The sequence below is a fragment of the Jiangella endophytica genome (assembly GCF_003427025.1).
In the GTDB taxonomy this organism is placed as follows: Bacteria; Actinomycetota; Actinomycetes; order Jiangellales; family Jiangellaceae; genus Jiangella; species Jiangella endophytica.
In genome coordinates, this window is sequence record NZ_QVAI01000008.1 from 26,802 (window position 1) to 40,607 (window position 13,806).

Annotated in this window: 16 protein-coding genes; 11 read left to right on the forward strand and 5 right to left on the reverse strand. The window is 72.5% G+C overall.

What is annotated here, in order from left to right; translation table 11 throughout:
- Position 1 precedes the first annotated feature (1 nt).
- From DZA62_RS17240 to DZA62_RS17255, 4 genes are all read left to right on the forward strand, one after another.
- Positions 2 to 1,021 carry a beta-ketoacyl-ACP synthase III gene (locus tag DZA62_RS17240; protein ID WP_116950159.1) on the forward strand — a complete coding sequence of 340 codons (1,020 nt, stop codon included), beginning with the start codon at positions 2 to 4 and terminating at the stop codon, positions 1,019 to 1,021.
- Between the two features lie 102 nt (positions 1,022 to 1,123).
- On the forward strand, positions 1,124 to 1,369 hold the full coding sequence (locus DZA62_RS17245; protein ID WP_116950160.1) for an acyl carrier protein: 246 nt from the start codon (positions 1,124 to 1,126) through the stop codon (positions 1,367 to 1,369).
- Positions 1,370 to 1,374: 5 nt separating this feature from the next.
- Positions 1,375 to 2,634 carry a beta-ketoacyl-ACP synthase II gene (fabF, locus tag DZA62_RS17250; protein ID WP_116950161.1) on the forward strand — a complete coding sequence of 420 codons (1,260 nt, stop codon included), beginning with the start codon at positions 1,375 to 1,377 and terminating at the stop codon, positions 2,632 to 2,634.
- The gene (locus DZA62_RS17255; protein ID WP_116950162.1) at positions 2,634 to 4,085 is read left to right on the forward strand and encodes an acyl-CoA carboxylase subunit beta; all 1,452 of its coding nucleotides are present in this window, start codon (positions 2,634 to 2,636) and stop codon (positions 4,083 to 4,085) included. The genes fabF and DZA62_RS17255 overlap by 1 nt, the downstream gene beginning before the upstream one ends.
- A 726-nt stretch (positions 4,086 to 4,811) precedes the next feature.
- Here the strand turns inward: DZA62_RS17255 and DZA62_RS17260 are convergent.
- Positions 4,812 to 5,306, reverse strand: coding sequence for a DUF3145 domain-containing protein (locus DZA62_RS17260; protein ID WP_198663877.1), 495 nt, complete (start codon positions 5,304 to 5,306; stop codon positions 4,812 to 4,814).
- A 226-nt stretch (positions 5,307 to 5,532) separates the two neighbouring features.
- Positions 5,533 to 5,727 carry a hypothetical protein gene (locus DZA62_RS17265; RefSeq protein ID WP_157987730.1) on the reverse strand — a complete coding sequence of 65 codons (195 nt, stop codon included), beginning with the start codon at positions 5,725 to 5,727 and terminating at the stop codon, positions 5,533 to 5,535.
- An 88-nt stretch (positions 5,728 to 5,815) separates the two neighbouring features.
- On the opposite strand from DZA62_RS17265, the gene DZA62_RS17270 reads away from it, so the two are divergent.
- From DZA62_RS17270 to DZA62_RS17285, 4 genes are all read left to right on the forward strand, one after another.
- A complete protein-coding gene (locus DZA62_RS17270) occupies positions 5,816 to 6,085 on the forward strand; it encodes a helix-turn-helix domain-containing protein (protein WP_116950165.1) in 270 nt (89 codons plus the stop codon).
- An 82-nt stretch (positions 6,086 to 6,167) separates the two neighbouring features.
- Positions 6,168 to 6,392 carry a helix-turn-helix domain-containing protein gene (locus DZA62_RS17275; RefSeq protein ID WP_116950166.1) on the forward strand — a complete coding sequence of 75 codons (225 nt, stop codon included), beginning with the start codon at positions 6,168 to 6,170 and terminating at the stop codon, positions 6,390 to 6,392.
- 60 nt (positions 6,393 to 6,452) lie between these two features.
- Complete coding sequence (locus DZA62_RS17280) at positions 6,453 to 6,695, forward strand: helix-turn-helix domain-containing protein (RefSeq protein ID WP_198663878.1); 243 nt, start codon at positions 6,453 to 6,455, stop codon at positions 6,693 to 6,695.
- 54 nt (positions 6,696 to 6,749) lie between these two features.
- On the forward strand, positions 6,750 to 7,724 hold the full coding sequence (locus DZA62_RS17285; RefSeq protein ID WP_116950167.1) for an SDR family NAD(P)-dependent oxidoreductase: 975 nt from the start codon (positions 6,750 to 6,752) through the stop codon (positions 7,722 to 7,724).
- Between the two features lie 5 nt (positions 7,725 to 7,729).
- On the opposite strand, the gene DZA62_RS17290 is transcribed toward DZA62_RS17285, so the two are convergent.
- The 3 genes from DZA62_RS17290 to DZA62_RS17300 form a co-directional block, all read right to left on the reverse strand.
- The gene (locus DZA62_RS17290) at positions 7,730 to 8,398 is read right to left on the reverse strand and encodes a hypothetical protein (protein ID WP_116950168.1); all 669 of its coding nucleotides are present in this window, start codon (positions 8,396 to 8,398) and stop codon (positions 7,730 to 7,732) included.
- A 16-nt stretch (positions 8,399 to 8,414) separates the two neighbouring features.
- On the reverse strand, positions 8,415 to 9,065 hold the full coding sequence (locus DZA62_RS17295; protein WP_116950169.1) for a hypothetical protein: 651 nt from the start codon (positions 9,063 to 9,065) through the stop codon (positions 8,415 to 8,417).
- A gap of 438 nt (positions 9,066 to 9,503) precedes the next feature.
- Complete coding sequence (locus DZA62_RS17300; RefSeq protein ID WP_116950170.1) at positions 9,504 to 9,731, reverse strand: hypothetical protein; 228 nt, start codon at positions 9,729 to 9,731, stop codon at positions 9,504 to 9,506.
- Positions 9,732 to 10,061: 330 nt separating this feature from the next.
- On the opposite strand from DZA62_RS17300, the gene DZA62_RS17305 reads away from it, so the two are divergent.
- The 3 genes from DZA62_RS17305 (at position 10,062) to DZA62_RS36405 (ending at position 13,789) form a co-directional block, all read left to right on the forward strand.
- Entirely contained in the window at positions 10,062 to 10,943 is an 882-nt protein-coding gene (locus DZA62_RS17305; protein ID WP_116950171.1) for an IclR family transcriptional regulator, read from the forward strand.
- Between the two features lie 89 nt (positions 10,944 to 11,032).
- Positions 11,033 to 11,953 (forward strand): SMP-30/gluconolactonase/LRE family protein, encoded by a 921-nt coding sequence (locus DZA62_RS17310; protein WP_116950172.1) that lies wholly within the window; start codon positions 11,033 to 11,035, stop codon positions 11,951 to 11,953.
- Positions 11,954 to 12,328: 375 nt separating this feature from the next.
- Positions 12,329 to 13,789, forward strand: a complete 1,461-nt coding sequence (locus tag DZA62_RS36405; protein ID WP_116950173.1) for a transcriptional regulator — start codon at positions 12,329 to 12,331, stop codon at positions 13,787 to 13,789.
- Positions 13,790 to 13,806: the final 17 nt, after the last annotated feature.

The window sequence follows — 13,806 nt, forward strand, 5'->3', positions numbered from 1 at the left end:
CATGAACGGAGTCACGATCCAGGTCGACCGGGAGCCGCGCGCGTCGCGGGTCCTCGGCATCGGCGGCTACCGGCCCAGCCGTTCGGTCACCAACGCCGAGATCGTCGATCGGATCGACTCGTCCGACGAGTGGATCCGCACCCGGTCCGGCATCGAGAGCCGCCGCTGGGCGAACGACGAGGAGACCGTCGTCGCCATGAGCCTGGCCGCCGCGCGGAAGGCGCTGGCCGACGCCGGCGTCCAGCCCGAGCAGGTCGACTGCGTCATCGTCTCGACCGTCACCCATCTGTTCCAGACGCCGTCGGCCGCGGCGGAGATCGCGCACAAGCTGGGCACCAACCGCGCCGCGGCATTCGACGTCTCCGCCGCCTGCGCCGGGTTCTGCTACGGCCTGTCGCTGGCGTCCGACATGGTCCGCGCCGGCACCGCCCGCCACGTCGTCGTCATCGGCGTCGAGCGGCTGTCCGACCTCACCGACAAGACCGACCGGTCGACGGCGTTCCTGTTCGCCGACGGCGCCGGTGCGGCCGTCGTCGGCCCCGCCGCCGACCTCGGCGAGGCGGGCATCGGCCCGGTCGTGTGGGGCTCCGACGGTGAGCACCTCGACCTCATCAGGCAGAAGGAAGACTGGCGCGACGCGCTGTTCGGCGAGGCCGGGCCGTCCATGCCGCACCTGGTCATGGAGGGCAACCCGGTGTTCCGCTGGGCGTCCTACGAGATGGCCAAAGTGGCCCAGGAGGCGCTCACCGCCGCCGGCGTCACCGTCGAGGACCTCGACGTGTTCGTGCCGCACCAGGCCAACATGCGCATCACCGACGCGATGTCGCGCCAGCTCAAGCTGCCCGAGCGGGTCGCCGTCGCCCGCGACATCGCCACCCAGGGCAACACGTCGGCCGCGTCGATCCCGCTGGCCATCGAGCGCATGCTCGAGACCGGCGAGGCCCAGAGCGGCGACCTCGCCCTCATCATCGGCTTCGGCGCCGGGCTGGTCTACGCCGGCCAGGTGATCCGGATCCCCTGACGTCCCGCCACCTGCCCATCCGACGTCGTGTGGGCACCTACGATCGTCACCGACCGTGGTCGGTCACGAGCATCACCCAACCCAACGAGGAGAACGACAGACATGGCCAGCACCGAGGAGATCCGCGAGGGTCTTGCCGAGATCGTCAATGAGATCACCGGCGTTCCCGCCGAGGACGTGCAGCTCGGCAAGTCCTTCACCGACGACCTCGACATCGACTCGCTGTCGATGGTCGAGGTGGTTGTGGCCGCCGAAGAGAAGTTCGGCGTGAAGATCCCCGACGAGGAGGTCAAGAACCTGGCCACCGTCGGCGACGCCGTCACGTTCATCGAGAAGGCAGGGTCGTAAGCATCATGTCGCGTTCCCAGGCACGGGTCGTCGTCACCGGGCTCGGCGCCACCACGCCCGTCGGGGGCGACGTAGCGTCGACCTGGGAGTCCCTGCTCGCCGGTCGATCCGGCGTACGCAAGCTGACCCAGGAGTGGGTCGCGGACCTGCCGGTGCAGATCGGTGCGCCGGCCGCCGTCGACCCCTCCGAGGTCCTCCCCCGCGTCGAGGCCCGGCGGCTGGACCGCTCGGCCCAGTTCGCCATCATCTGCGCCCGCCAGGCGTGGGCCGATGCCGGGTTCTCCGGCAAGGCGAGCGAGGCGGGGCTGGACCCTGACCGCGTCGGCGTCGTGTGTGCGTCCGGTATCGGCGGGCTCACCACGCTGCTGTCCAACTACGACCAGCTGCTCGCGTCCGGCCCGCGCCGGGTGTCGCCGCTGGCCATCCCCATGCTGATGCCGAACAGCCCGTCCGCGAACGTCAGCATCGAGCTGCAGGCGCAGGCCGGGGCGCACACGCCCGTCAGCGCGTGCTCGTCCGGCGCCGAGGCGCTCGCCTACGCGCTTGACATGATCCGCGCCGGCCGGGCCGACGTCGTCGTGGCCGGCGGGACGGAGGCGGTCATCTCGCCGCTGCCGATCGCCGCGTTCGCGAACATGATGGCGCTGTCCAAGCGCGACGACGACCCCACGGTCGTCAGCCGGCCCTTCGACAAGAACCGCGACGGGTTCGTGCTCGGCGAGGGCGGCGCGCTGATGGTGCTGGAGTCGGCCGAGCACGCCGAGGCCCGGGGCGCTCGGATCTATGCCGAGATCGCCGGCGCCGGCATGAGCGCCGACGCCCACCACATCGCCCAGCCGGAGCCGTCCGGCCGCGGCGTCGTGACGGCGATCCGCAAGGCGCTGGCCGACGGCGAGCTGTCGCCCGACGACATCGCGCACATCAACTGCCACGCCACGTCCACCCCGGCGGGCGACGTCGCCGAGTCGACGGCGCTGAACACCGTCTTCGGCGACCGGACGCCGTCCATCCCGGTCACGGCGCCGAAGTCGATGATCGGGCACCTGCTCGGTGGCGCCGGCGCGGTCGAGTCGCTGGCCACGGTGCTCACCCTGCACCACGGCCTGGTCCCGCCCACGGCGAACGTCGATGACGTCGACGACGACATCAACCTCGACATCGTCCGCACCACCCCGCGGAAGCTCGACGACGGTCCGCTGGCAGCGCTGAACGACTCGTTCGGGTTCGGCGGGCACAACGTCGTCCTGGCGTTCAGGAGGACCTGATGACGGCACTGGCGGATCGTCCGGCATCGCAGCGATCGGCGGCGGCGGGCACCGCCGGGAAGCCGCCGCGGGACCAGGACCCGCGGCACCCGAAGCACCGGCTCGAGGCCCTGTTCGACGAGGGCTCGCTCGAGCTGATCAGCACCGACGACCTCAGTGGCATGCTCGCCGCCGTCGGCACGGTGCACGGGACGCCGGTCGTCGCGTTCTGCTCCGATGCCACCGTCATGGGCGGTGCCATGGGCGCGGACGGCTGCCAGGTCGTCGTCGAGGCGTACGAGCGGGCGCTGGCCGACGGCGTCCCGATCATCGGTCTGTGGCACTCGGGCGGCGCCCGGCTCCCCGAGGGCGTGCTCTCGCTGCACGCCGTCGGGCAGATCTTCGCCGTCATGACCCGCGCGTCGGGCCGGATCCCGCAGCTCTCCGTCGTTCTCGGCCCGGCTGCCGGCGGCGGCGCGTACGGCCCGGCACTCACCGACATCGTGATCATGGGTCCCGAGGGCCGGGTCTTCGTGACCGGCCCCGAGGTGGTCCGCTCCGTCACCGGCGAGGACGTCGACATGCTGCGCCTCGGCGGCCCGGAGCCGCACGGCCGCCGCTCCGGCGTCGTCCACGTCGTCGCGAGCACCGAGCGCGAGGCGCTGGACCGGGCCCGGACACTGGGTGCGCTGCTCGGCACGCAGGGTTCGCTGGACGTCGCCGCGGTGGCCGATCGCGATCTCGGCGTGCACTTCCCGGAGTCGGCGAAGCGCGCCTACGACGTCCACCCGATCATCTCGGACCTCCTCGACGAGGGCACGGGCCTGGAACTGCACCCGCGCTGGGCGCCGAACATCACGACCACCCTGGGCCGGTTCGGCGGCCGCACCGTCGGCGTCGTCGCGAACAACCCGCTGCGCCTCGGCGGCTGCCTCGACTCCACGTCGGCCGAGAAGGCCGCCCGGTTCGTCCGCATGTGCGACGCCTTCGGCGTGCCCCTGCTGGTCGTCGTCGACGTCCCCGGCTACCTTCCCGGTGTCGGCCAGGAGTGGGACGGCGTCGTCCGGCGCGGCGCGAAGCTGCTGCACGCGTTCGCCGAGGCGACCGTGCCGAGGGTGACGCTGGTGACCCGCAAGGTCTACGGCGGCGCCTACATCGCGATGAACTCGCGGGCCCTCGGCGCCACCCGCGTCTTCGCGTGGCCGACCGCCGAGGTCGCCGTCATGGGCGCCGTCGCCGCCGTCCGCGTCCTGCACCGGCGCAAGCTGGCCGAGGTGGCCCCCGAGGTCCGCCCCCAGGTCGAGTCGGAGCTGGCCGAAGAGCACGCCCGCATCGCCGGCGGCCTCGACCGCGCCATCGAACTCGGCGTCGTCGACGAGGTCGTCACCCCCGAGCAGACCCGTTCGGCCCTCGCCCGCGCCATCGCCGACGCCCCCGACCGTCGCGGCGCGCACGGCAACATTCCGCTGTAGCGTTCGCAGGACCCGAGCTCCCGCCTCGCCAGGGCCGTCTGGCGGGCGGGAGCTCGCCTCGTTCCGCTGCCCCGGGCTGCGCCCCGGGCTGCCCCGCTGCTCTCACGGGCCCTCACGGGCTGTCCCGGGCTGTCTCCCCGCCACCCCCGAGCCGGCCGGGTCGTGATCGGCTGGGCCTCGGTCGGGCTCGTCGTCGTCCCCATCCAGTCGCTTCCCGGCGCCGAGGTCATCGGGTTCGGACCGCCGCGTTCAGCACCAGGCTCCGCCGTCTGCGCGCGACCGACGCGGACCGGCCCCGGCCACCGAGTGCCCCCGTCTCGCGAGCCGCCTCAGGCGGCCGTTGCGGCCTCGTCCGGACAAGGCCGCGCCGTTCTCCGGCCGGGCGAGCGCACGCGCCTGCTGCCCATCGCCCGCCCGACTCGACGTCCCCGCCGCGGCCGCGCCTTCCGCCCGTCGCCGAGGTCCCTGGCGGGTCGAGCAGCGAGGGTCGTCATGCGCGTGGGCGCGCCCGTCCGTGCCCGGACGACGGAGCGCCCCGGACCGTGATGGTCCGGGGCGCTTCTACGTGGTGAGGCCGCTGCATTTCCCGGTCACCGGGCCGGGGACAACCACCGATGCCGGAGCGGCCACGTCTTGAAGTGTGTTACTAGACCGTGACCATACCGAGGACTTGGCGTCTTGTGAAGGCCCTGTCGCGGATCAATTTCGACCCGCCCCTTCGGCTGCTCAGACGACCTGGTGGAGCCACCGGACCGGGGCCCCGTCGCCCGCATAGCGGAACGGCTCGAGCTCCTCGTCCCACGGCGCACCGAGCAGCCGGCGCAGCTCCTCCTCGAGGTCGACCTCCCCCATCGCCGCCTTCACGACGACGGCCTTGATGCGGTCCTCGGGGATCATGATGTCGCCGTGAACGCCGGTCACCGCGTGGAAGACACCGAGCTCCGGCGTGTACGAGTAGCGCGCACCCTCGCAGCCGGGGCTGGGCTCCTCGGTCACCTCGAAGCGCAGATGCATCCAGCCGCGCAACGCCGACGCGATCTTGGCCCCGGTGCCTGAGGCACCCTGCCAGGACAGCTCGGCACGGTACATCCCGGGTGCGGCCGGCTGCGCGCTCCAGTCCAGCTTTACGCGCACACCAAGGGCGCCAGCCACTGCCCACTCGATGTGCGGGCACAAGGCCGACGTAGCGGCGTGGACGTAGAGAACGCCACGAGTCGTCACCGGATCCTCCTGCGGTTCGAGGGACGCCTTCCCCTGCGACCTCGTTCCGTCCAGGTGAACCTGCGACGGCTCCATTGTGCACGACGAACCAGCCGCCCGCCACGCACCCCGCAACACTTGGCCCCGGCGTGTCCCGCGCAGGCGCTTGCTCCCGGCGGCCCGGCCCCGGCGGCCCAGCGACGATTCGCCGACTCCAGCGTGCGGCATCGCGCCCGCTGCCGCCGGCTCAGCTCCGGCGCCGCCTGCGTCTCGCCCGGACAAGCACCGCCGGCCGCAACGCGACGCCGCCACGCAGCGCCACCGCGAGCCGCGCCGTGGTGCCCGTCGGGTGGCCCTGGACGCCGGCGAGCAGCACTGATCGCGGCCCGGACAGCCCGCTGACCGCGGCCCGGCGAGCCAGCACCTGCGCACGCGTGATCATGAACTCACCCTGCCACCCGGCACCGACAGGCACGGATTGCCATCCATAGTCTGTCGACCCATAGTGCCCAGCCCCCGACCGTGGACGAGTGTCCACGACCGAGGAGTACGCCCGCGGCCTGCGTGAGGCGTTCGCCGCCCGGCTGCAGGCGTTGCGCGATGCCGCCGAGCCCGAGCTGAGCCAGGAGGCGCTCGCCATCGCCGCCGGACTCGACCGCTCGTACGTCGGCATGCTCGAGCGGGCCGAGCGCACGCCGTCGATCTTCGTCGTGCACCTGCTGGCGGACGCTCTGGGGCGACCGGCCAGCGATCTGCTGCCCGATCACCCGCCGCCCGTTCTGCCCTCTGTGCCGGATTGATGCCCTCACTCAGAGTGGGCGAACCAGGGCATGCTACTCATAGTCTGTAGATCTTGAAGTGGGTGACCCGCAGCGTAGACGGGTGCCCCAGCCTCCCGACGACGAGCGCCGCGCCCTCAGCGCGTTCGGCGCCCGCGTCCGGGAACTCCGCCGCGAACTGGGCCTCAGCCAGGAGGATCTCGCCGATCGCGCCAACCTCCACCGCACCTACGTCGGCTCGATCGAGCGGGGCGAACGCAACGTGGCGCTGCTGAACATCCACCGGCTGGCCCGCGCGCTGGGCGTCACCGCCCGCGATCTGCTCTGACGCCCTGGTGCTCCCCATAGTCTGTCGACGAAACGATCATCGTGCCCCGACGGTGTGGGGGTGCCCGCACACGACGACGTCAAGGCCCGCAAGGCCGACTTTCTCATGGCCTTCGGCGAGTCGGCGCGCGCCCGCCGCGCGACGCTCGGACTGACGCAGCGGCAGCTGGACGCCCGCATGGGCTATCGCGGCAAGTTCTCCGGCGGCGTCGAGCGTGGCGCTCGCAACCTGACGCTCGACAACCTCTACCTGCTGGCGGCGGCGCTGGACACCGATCCACGCGATCTGCTGGCGGGCTCCTGACCGGCACCCGGACTCCTTGACTTCGAGCGCACTCCAGCTCGTAGCGTCGATCGCATGACGATGCTTCAGCAACGCCCGCTCGGCACCGGGTTCGGCGCCCGGACCACCGCCGCGGAGGTCCTGGCCGGCGTCGGCCTCACAGGCCGGCTCGGGATCGTGACGGGTGGCTACTCCGGCATCGGCCTCGAGACCACCCGCGCCCTCGCCGCCGCCGGCGCACACGTCGTCGTCCCCGCGCGGCGGCCGGACCGGGCACGCGAGGCCCTGGCCGGCCTGGACGGCGTCGAGGTCGACGAGCTGGACCTGGGCGAGCTCGACAGCGTCCGCCGATTCGCCGGCCGGTTCCTCGCGTCCGGCCGCGGCGTCGACCTGGTGATCGACAGCGCCGGCATCATGGCCTGCCCGCAGACGCGCGTCGGCCCGGGCTGGGAGGCACAGTTCGCGACCAACCATCTCGGGCACTTCGCACTGGTCAACCGGCTCTGGCCCGCCCTGGCCGGCGGCGACGGCGCCCGCGTCGTGTCCGTCTCCTCGCGCGGTCACCACCGCTCCCCCATGCGCTGGGACGACCCGCAGTTCGAGACCGGCTACGACAAGTGGCTCGCCTACGGCCAGGCGAAGACCGCGAACGTGTTGTTCGCTGTGCGGCTGGACGCGCTCGGGAAGGACGCCGGCGTGCGGGCGTTCGCCCTGCACCCGGGCGGCATCCTGACGCCGTTGCAGCGGCACCTGCCGAAGGAGGAGATGGTCGGCTACGGCTGGATCGACGAGGACGGCACCCCGCTCAACCAGACCTTCAAGACGCCCGCGCAGGGCGCCGCGACACAGGTCTTCGCCGCGACGTCGCCGCAGCTGGATGGGCTCGGCGGCCTCTACCTGGAAGACTGCGACGTCGCGGGTCCGGCGAGCGGCGACGGCCCCGAGGCCACCGGCGTCAAGGACTACGCCGTCGACCCGGAGCAGGCGGCCCGCCTGTGGTCGCTCTCGGCCTCCCTCACCGGCGTCGACGCCTTCGCCACCACCCGCTGACGGCGTCAACGCCAGTCCAGGTGCCGCCACGGATCGACCGCACCGCGCCGGGCGTCGGCGAGCTCGGCCGCACGCAGGTCGGCGACGTGGACGCCGTCCCAGGGCCGGAACCCGAGGCGTTCCAGGACGGCGGTCCGCCGAGCGTGCAGCCGCTCGGCCACCCGCTCGCGGGCGGCGCGGCCGAGACCGGTGACGCTCGGCGGACCCGAGATGGCCGGCCGCGGCGTCGCCACCCGGAACGCGGCCAGCCGGGCCACCGGCTGGAACGTCGCGAGCGCCCCGGCCAGCAGCACCGGGCCGAGGCCGTGACCGCGCCACTCGGGCATGAGCTCGTACCGGCGCACGACGACCACCCGCGGCGGGCCGTCGCTCACCCAGTCCTCCAGGTCGGGGCCGAGAGCGCCGACGTCACCCGATGCCGCGGCGAGGAAGCCGGGCGCCCACTCACCCAGCACGACGGCGTCCAGCGCCACCCGGCCGCGCCGGAGGTCGGCGATGGTGACCGACAGCTCGGCGACATGGCGGGCATCGGGCGCGCAGAGGTCCAGGGCGGAGACATCGGCGGTGATCTCCCAGGGCTCGGGCTGCCGCTCGTCGTCGACCTGCCACCAGGCGCGACGGTGCGACACGGTCAGCTCGACGGACATCGGGTTGGCCGGGGGTGCGCTCAGCACGATCGTGGACCCGCCTTCACAGACCCGGGTCGTTGTACGGACCCCAGCGTTCGAGTGGCTCGAAGCTGGCGTCGGTGAGCGTGGGATCGCACAGGTCGACGACATACACCCCGCGCCACAGGTAGAAGCCGATCCGCTCCAGCAGGGCGCCCAGCCGCAGGCAGGTGAGCTCGGCCGACACGCGGTCGGTGCCGGCGTCGAGGAAGTCGGCCGGCGAGAGCCGGCACACGGCGAGCCGGGCCGTGGTGGAGAACCGGCCCAGCGCGGCGGCGATGAGGGGGGCGGCCAGGCCGAACCCCTGCCACGCGGCCGCGAGTTCGAATCGGCGCAGGATCACCATGCGCGGCATGCCCTCGCTGATCTGCTCCTCGAGCTCGGGGACCAGGGTGCCCTCGGCGAGGTCGATGACGGTCTCGGCGATGAACTCCAGCGCCCACTCCCCCAGTTCGACGCTGTCGAGGAGGTTGCGGTCGCCGTTGAGGTCGGCGACCGCGAGGGAGAAATCGCCGACATGACGCTTCTCCTGGCTGCACACGTCGAGATCCCACACGTCGGCGGAGACGTGCCAGTGTTCGGGAAGATCGTCCTCCTCGATCGTCTGCCACCACAACATCCGGTGGGTGACTCTCAGCTCGATCGACATCGGGTTCGCAGGCAGGTCGGCCATGTCCGGTCACCTCGCTCGCACGGCATGGTTGGCAGGCGGGTTGTCCGGCTGGCCGGGGTCGCAGCCGACTGGGCGATCAGGAGCGGTGTCGAACACCTCACCACCTCTGTCGAGATGGGCGGGCGGGCTCCGACTCTTGATCAACCATTGTCCTACAGCGCCGACTATGCGCAACCCAGGAATGTGACGTTCAGCCTGCCGAACAGGGTGAGGCCGAACTCCGCGGCGGATGCGTCGTCCGAACTCACCCGGAACTGCTACTCATAGTGTGTCTGCCGAAAGACTGCCACAGGCGGAGCCGAATGGATGCCCGACAAGCCGAATTTTGGCTAAGGATCTTTTTGCGGGCCGCCGGCTGCGGCCCACCGAGCCGTCCGGCCGTCATGACCTGTCCGTCGAGCGCGGCGCGCAACTCGTCCCTCTCGGCACGGAGCCCGGTCACCGTCGGCCGGGCAGCTCCACCGCGACACCCAGGAGCCCGGGCTTCACGCAACACGACGCGATCGGCACGCACCCCACGCGCCGCCCGCCGGCGCCCTCCGCGACGATCACCCGGTACGCCGCGTGGTCGAGGCCGAGCGCCGCCAGCTGCCAGCTGCCAGCTGCCAGCTGCCACGGGATGGTGCTCATCGCCTGCCCCGACGTCAGCGCGATCGCACCGCCCATCGGCGGCCTCGAGCACCGCCGCCGGACCCACGTCGAGCCATGAGTGCCCGCCGCGCGCCGGCGCACTACCGGGCGAGCCGAACGGTGACGCCGAGCCGGGTGTTTTGTTCACCGAAACTGGTGCTCCACTTGACAAATCGAGCTACGATCGACGGAGAGCACGTGTCCAGGGGGCCAGTTGGCAGTACCGCCTGCGACCAGGGGCGAGGCGATGGGCCAGCGAGTAGCCGGCGCGGGTGGTTCCGCGAAACTGGCCCCTGGCAGATGATCTTGATTCCGGTATCCTTCTGAAACTGCAGGTTCGAATCCAGAAACCATGGAGGCGGCGTCATGCCACGCAGCCGGCCCGCAGGCCGCAACCCCGACGACCTCGACCCCGACACGGTCGACGAGCGCATCGACATCCACGACGCGCCCGACCCGGCCACCGCGACCCCGGAACAAGCCCGCAAGTACAACAACCGATCCGTCGAACGGGTCGTCTCGATGCTCAACGTGCTCCAGGAGTCGCCGGAGCCGATGTCGCTCGTCGAGATCCACCGCTCCATCCGCATGGCCAAGGCCACCGCGTTCCGCTATCTGTGGACGCTGGAGAAACACCGCTACGTCGAGCGCGACGGCGACGGCCGCTACCGCCTCGGTCTCGGGTTCGTCGGCATGCAGTCGCGCGACCTCGAGGTCCTGCAAGACCGCGCCCGGCCGTGGCTCGAGCGGCTGCGCGACGAGACCAGCGAGACCACCAACCTGGGTGTCCTCGACGGCACCGCCGTCCGCTATGTCGAGGTGGCCGAGAGCCCGCGCACCGTGCGTATGGTGAGCGTGCGCGGCAGCCGCGACCCGCTCCACTGCACGGCGCTCGGCAAGGCCATCGTGGCCCAGCTGCCGCCCGCGCAGGTCACCGAGCTGCTCGAGCAGATCGACCTCAAGCCGCGCACCGGACACACCATCACCACCGCCGACCAGTTCTTCGCCGAGCTCGACGACGTCCGCCGGCAGGGCTATGCCGTCGACGACGGCGAGAACGAGGAGGACGGCCGCTGCGTCGCCGTCGCGATCCTCGGCACCCGGCTGCCCGCCGCACTGAGCGTCAGCGCTCCTGCCAGTCGCTTCACGATGGCCGACGTCCCGGCGGTCGCCGCCCGGCTGGGCGAGGTCGCCGCGCACCTGGCCGGTGAGCCCAGCGGCCACCGGACCCACCGGAGCGGAGGCTGACGGCTCCGCCCGTGCTGCCGGTGCTGGCGGCACGGGGCAGGTGACTCGCGGCCCGACGACCACCGCGACGAGAGGACGAGCCACGGACGATGGTGAGCACCATTCAGCCACGCCTGCTGGTCCACTGCCGTGCTGACGTCGGAGAGGGACCGGTCTACGATCCGGCGTCCGACACCCTCTACTGGGTCGACGCCCCGGCCGGTCACCTGTGGCGCTGGGACCACGCCAGCCGCGACGTCGCGTACCGCGAGATCGGTGAGACGTTGGGCAGCATGGCGCTCATCGACGGCGGCGGGTTCCTGCTCGCCGCCAGACGCGGCGTCCTGGTGCTACCCGGCTGGAACGGTCTCCCCTCCCTGTGGCGGCAGGTCGAACCGGACCACGCCACCCGGTTCAACGACGGCAGATGCGACCCCGACGGCCGGTTCGTCGCCGGGACCGCCGCCCACGACCCGCGTTTCACCGGCACCCTCTACCGCCTCGATCCCGACGGCGGCGTCGCGGCTCTGGTCGACGGCATCGGCATCTCGAACGGCCTCGACTGGAGCCCTGACGGCCACTGGTTCTACCACGTCGACACCATCGCGCAGACGGTCAACCGGTACCGGTGGGACGCGGCCGCGGGAGTGCCGTCCGAACCCGAGGTGCTCATCGAGGTCCCGTCCGGCGACGGGCTGCCCGCCGGCCTCACCGTCGACGCCGAGGGCTGTCTCTGGCTGGCCGTCCGGGGCGCCGGCGAGGTCCGCCGCCACACCCCTGACGGCCGGCTGCTCGGTGCCGTCGCCGTCCCCACCCCGAACGTGTCCGGCTGCGCCTTCGGCGGTCCGCACCGCAATGAGCTCTACATCACGACGGCGGCCCAGGCGGCGCCGCAGTACGGTCGCGAGGGCCGGCTCGCCGGCGACGTCTTCGTCGTCACCACGCCCGTCCGCGGCCAGCGCCGCGTCCCGTTCCCGCGGCACGGCATCCCGGCGGAGCTGCTCGAGCCCCGTCCTTACGAGCTGGACTGACGCCATCACGCGAGCCGGGCGGGCCGAGGTGGTGCACCGGCACGCCGTCGACGCGGTCCGCGACGGGTTCGTCGGGCTGCGGGCCGCGAGCACATCGCCGAGTCGCACTCCTCGTCGGCTCCTGTCGCACACTCTCAGTGGCATGACCGAGGTCAGCGGGACCGCACCGCCCGGACCACGGCAGGGACGAGTCCCTGACCTCGCACACGTCGCTGACCAGGTGAAATGTCGACGTCATCGAATGAACCGATGATCTTCGCAAAGTGGACAGCGTTCGTCGCTTAGTGCACCGGCGGGGTGGCGAGGATCGCCGTAATCTCCGAGCAGAAGCCCAGCAAACCCCCGGAGCAGGGCTTTCGAGAGGTGTGTGCAGCCATGAACGCGGAGTTTCACGGCGACCCGGATCTGCCGATCGGCCCGATGATCCGCACGGCCCGACAACGCCTGCGTATGAGTCAGTACACGCTGGCCCACCGTCTCGCGGCGGTCTCCGGCAAGCCCACGATAGGCCGCGACCGCGTCGCCCGGTGGGAGCGCGGCCGGCAGGTGCCACGACGCGAGTGGCGGCAGTGGCTCGCCGTGGTCCTCGAAGTCCCGGCCGACCGCCTCGACGCAGGCGCGGCGGCGGCCCGGCGGCGCAATCGGCTGGGACCCGCGGCGGCGGTCACACCACAGCCGCCGAACGGGACGGCCCGCCGGCCGCAGGGCACGCCGGCGCTGCTCCCGGTGTTCCGGTCGCGGGTCCAGGCCGGCATCCTCGCGGCCACCCTGCTGAACCCGGACCGCGCCTTCAGCCTGACGGAGCTGGCCGAGCACGCCGGCGGCTCGCTCGCGTCGGTGTCGAAGGAAGCGAAGCTGCTCGAGGACGCGGGCATCCTCGTGCGACGCAACGACGGCGCCATCCGGCTGATGCGGGCGGCCACCGACCGCGCCACCATCGGCCCGCTCACCGAGCTGATCCGCGGGACGTACGGCGTGCCGCAGATCGTCGGCGAGGAGTTCGGCCGGGTCGCCGGCGTCGCCCGGATCGCCTTGACCGGCACCTGGGCCGAACGGTTCACCGGCATCGTCGGGCCGGAGCCGGACGTCATCCAGGTGCGCCTCACCCCCGACGTGGATCACACGCCCGGCCGGCCGGAGCTGATCGCCGCGGCGCGCAGAGCCGAACGGCGCCTGCACCGGCGGGTCGCGTTCGCCCTGATCGGGCGGCCGGACGACGCCAGCCACCGAGCACCGCCCGGCCGCGGCCCACGCCTGGCCCTGCGGACGGCGCCACGGTCGCGACTGCCGGAACGGGTGCGAGTCCCGCGCCGGCCCGCTCGCCCGCCGGTCGTCCACATCGCGCCACCGGCCTCCACCGACGGCGTCCCCGCCACGACGGGTGGCTGGCCGTCCGGCGTCGGGGTGGTCGCCGAGCTCCTGGCCGGCAGCTGCCTGGAGCTGTTCAGCGGGCCGGCCGCCGATGCCCGGCCCTACTTCGACCTCGCCTCGCACCACCTGACGGCAGCGGAGGACGTCATGGCGGCTTCGGCGGGCTCGGCGTTCGTCCTGGTGTGCCAGGCGGCGCAGCTGGTGGGATGCGGACTGCTGGCGGCGCAGGGACTCCGCCCGGCGCCGGGCGCCGACGGCGACGTCGTCGGGCGGTGCGTCATCGCGCAGTTCGGCGACCGGTTCGGGCACCTGGAGCTGCTACGGCAGCGGCAGTTGAGCCTGGGCCGCCCGGTGAGCCGCGACAACCGGGTCACCGGCTCCGACGTCGGCGCGGCACTGCCCGCCGTCCGGTCACTGGTGGCCGAGGCCCGCACCCTGGCCACGCACCTGGACCTGTTCGGCTGACACCGAAGCGGCCCGCG

Coding starts and splice junctions, on each gene's coding strand:
- DZA62_RS17240 (WP_116950159.1), top strand. CDS start 2: ATGAACGGAGTCACGATCCAGGTCGACCGGGAGCCGCGCGCGTCGCGG.
- DZA62_RS17245 (WP_116950160.1), top strand. CDS start 1,124: ATGGCCAGCACCGAGGAGATCCGCGAGGGTCTTGCCGAGATCGTCAAT.
- fabF (WP_116950161.1), top strand. CDS start 1,375: ATGTCGCGTTCCCAGGCACGGGTCGTCGTCACCGGGCTCGGCGCCACC.
- DZA62_RS17255 (WP_116950162.1), top strand. CDS start 2,634: ATGACGGCACTGGCGGATCGTCCGGCATCGCAGCGATCGGCGGCGGCG.
- DZA62_RS17265 (WP_157987730.1), bottom strand. CDS start 5,727: ATGATCACGCGTGCGCAGGTGCTGGCTCGCCGGGCCGCGGTCAGCGGG.
- DZA62_RS17285 (WP_116950167.1), top strand. CDS start 6,750: ATGACGATGCTTCAGCAACGCCCGCTCGGCACCGGGTTCGGCGCCCGG.
- DZA62_RS17295 (WP_116950169.1), bottom strand. CDS start 9,065: ATGGCCGACCTGCCTGCGAACCCGATGTCGATCGAGCTGAGAGTCACC.
- DZA62_RS17300 (WP_116950170.1), bottom strand. CDS start 9,731: ATGGGCGGTGCGATCGCGCTGACGTCGGGGCAGGCGATGAGCACCATC.
- DZA62_RS17305 (WP_116950171.1), top strand. CDS start 10,062: ATGCCACGCAGCCGGCCCGCAGGCCGCAACCCCGACGACCTCGACCCC.
- DZA62_RS17310 (WP_116950172.1), top strand. CDS start 11,033: ATGGTGAGCACCATTCAGCCACGCCTGCTGGTCCACTGCCGTGCTGAC.
- DZA62_RS36405 (WP_116950173.1), top strand. CDS start 12,329: ATGAACGCGGAGTTTCACGGCGACCCGGATCTGCCGATCGGCCCGATG.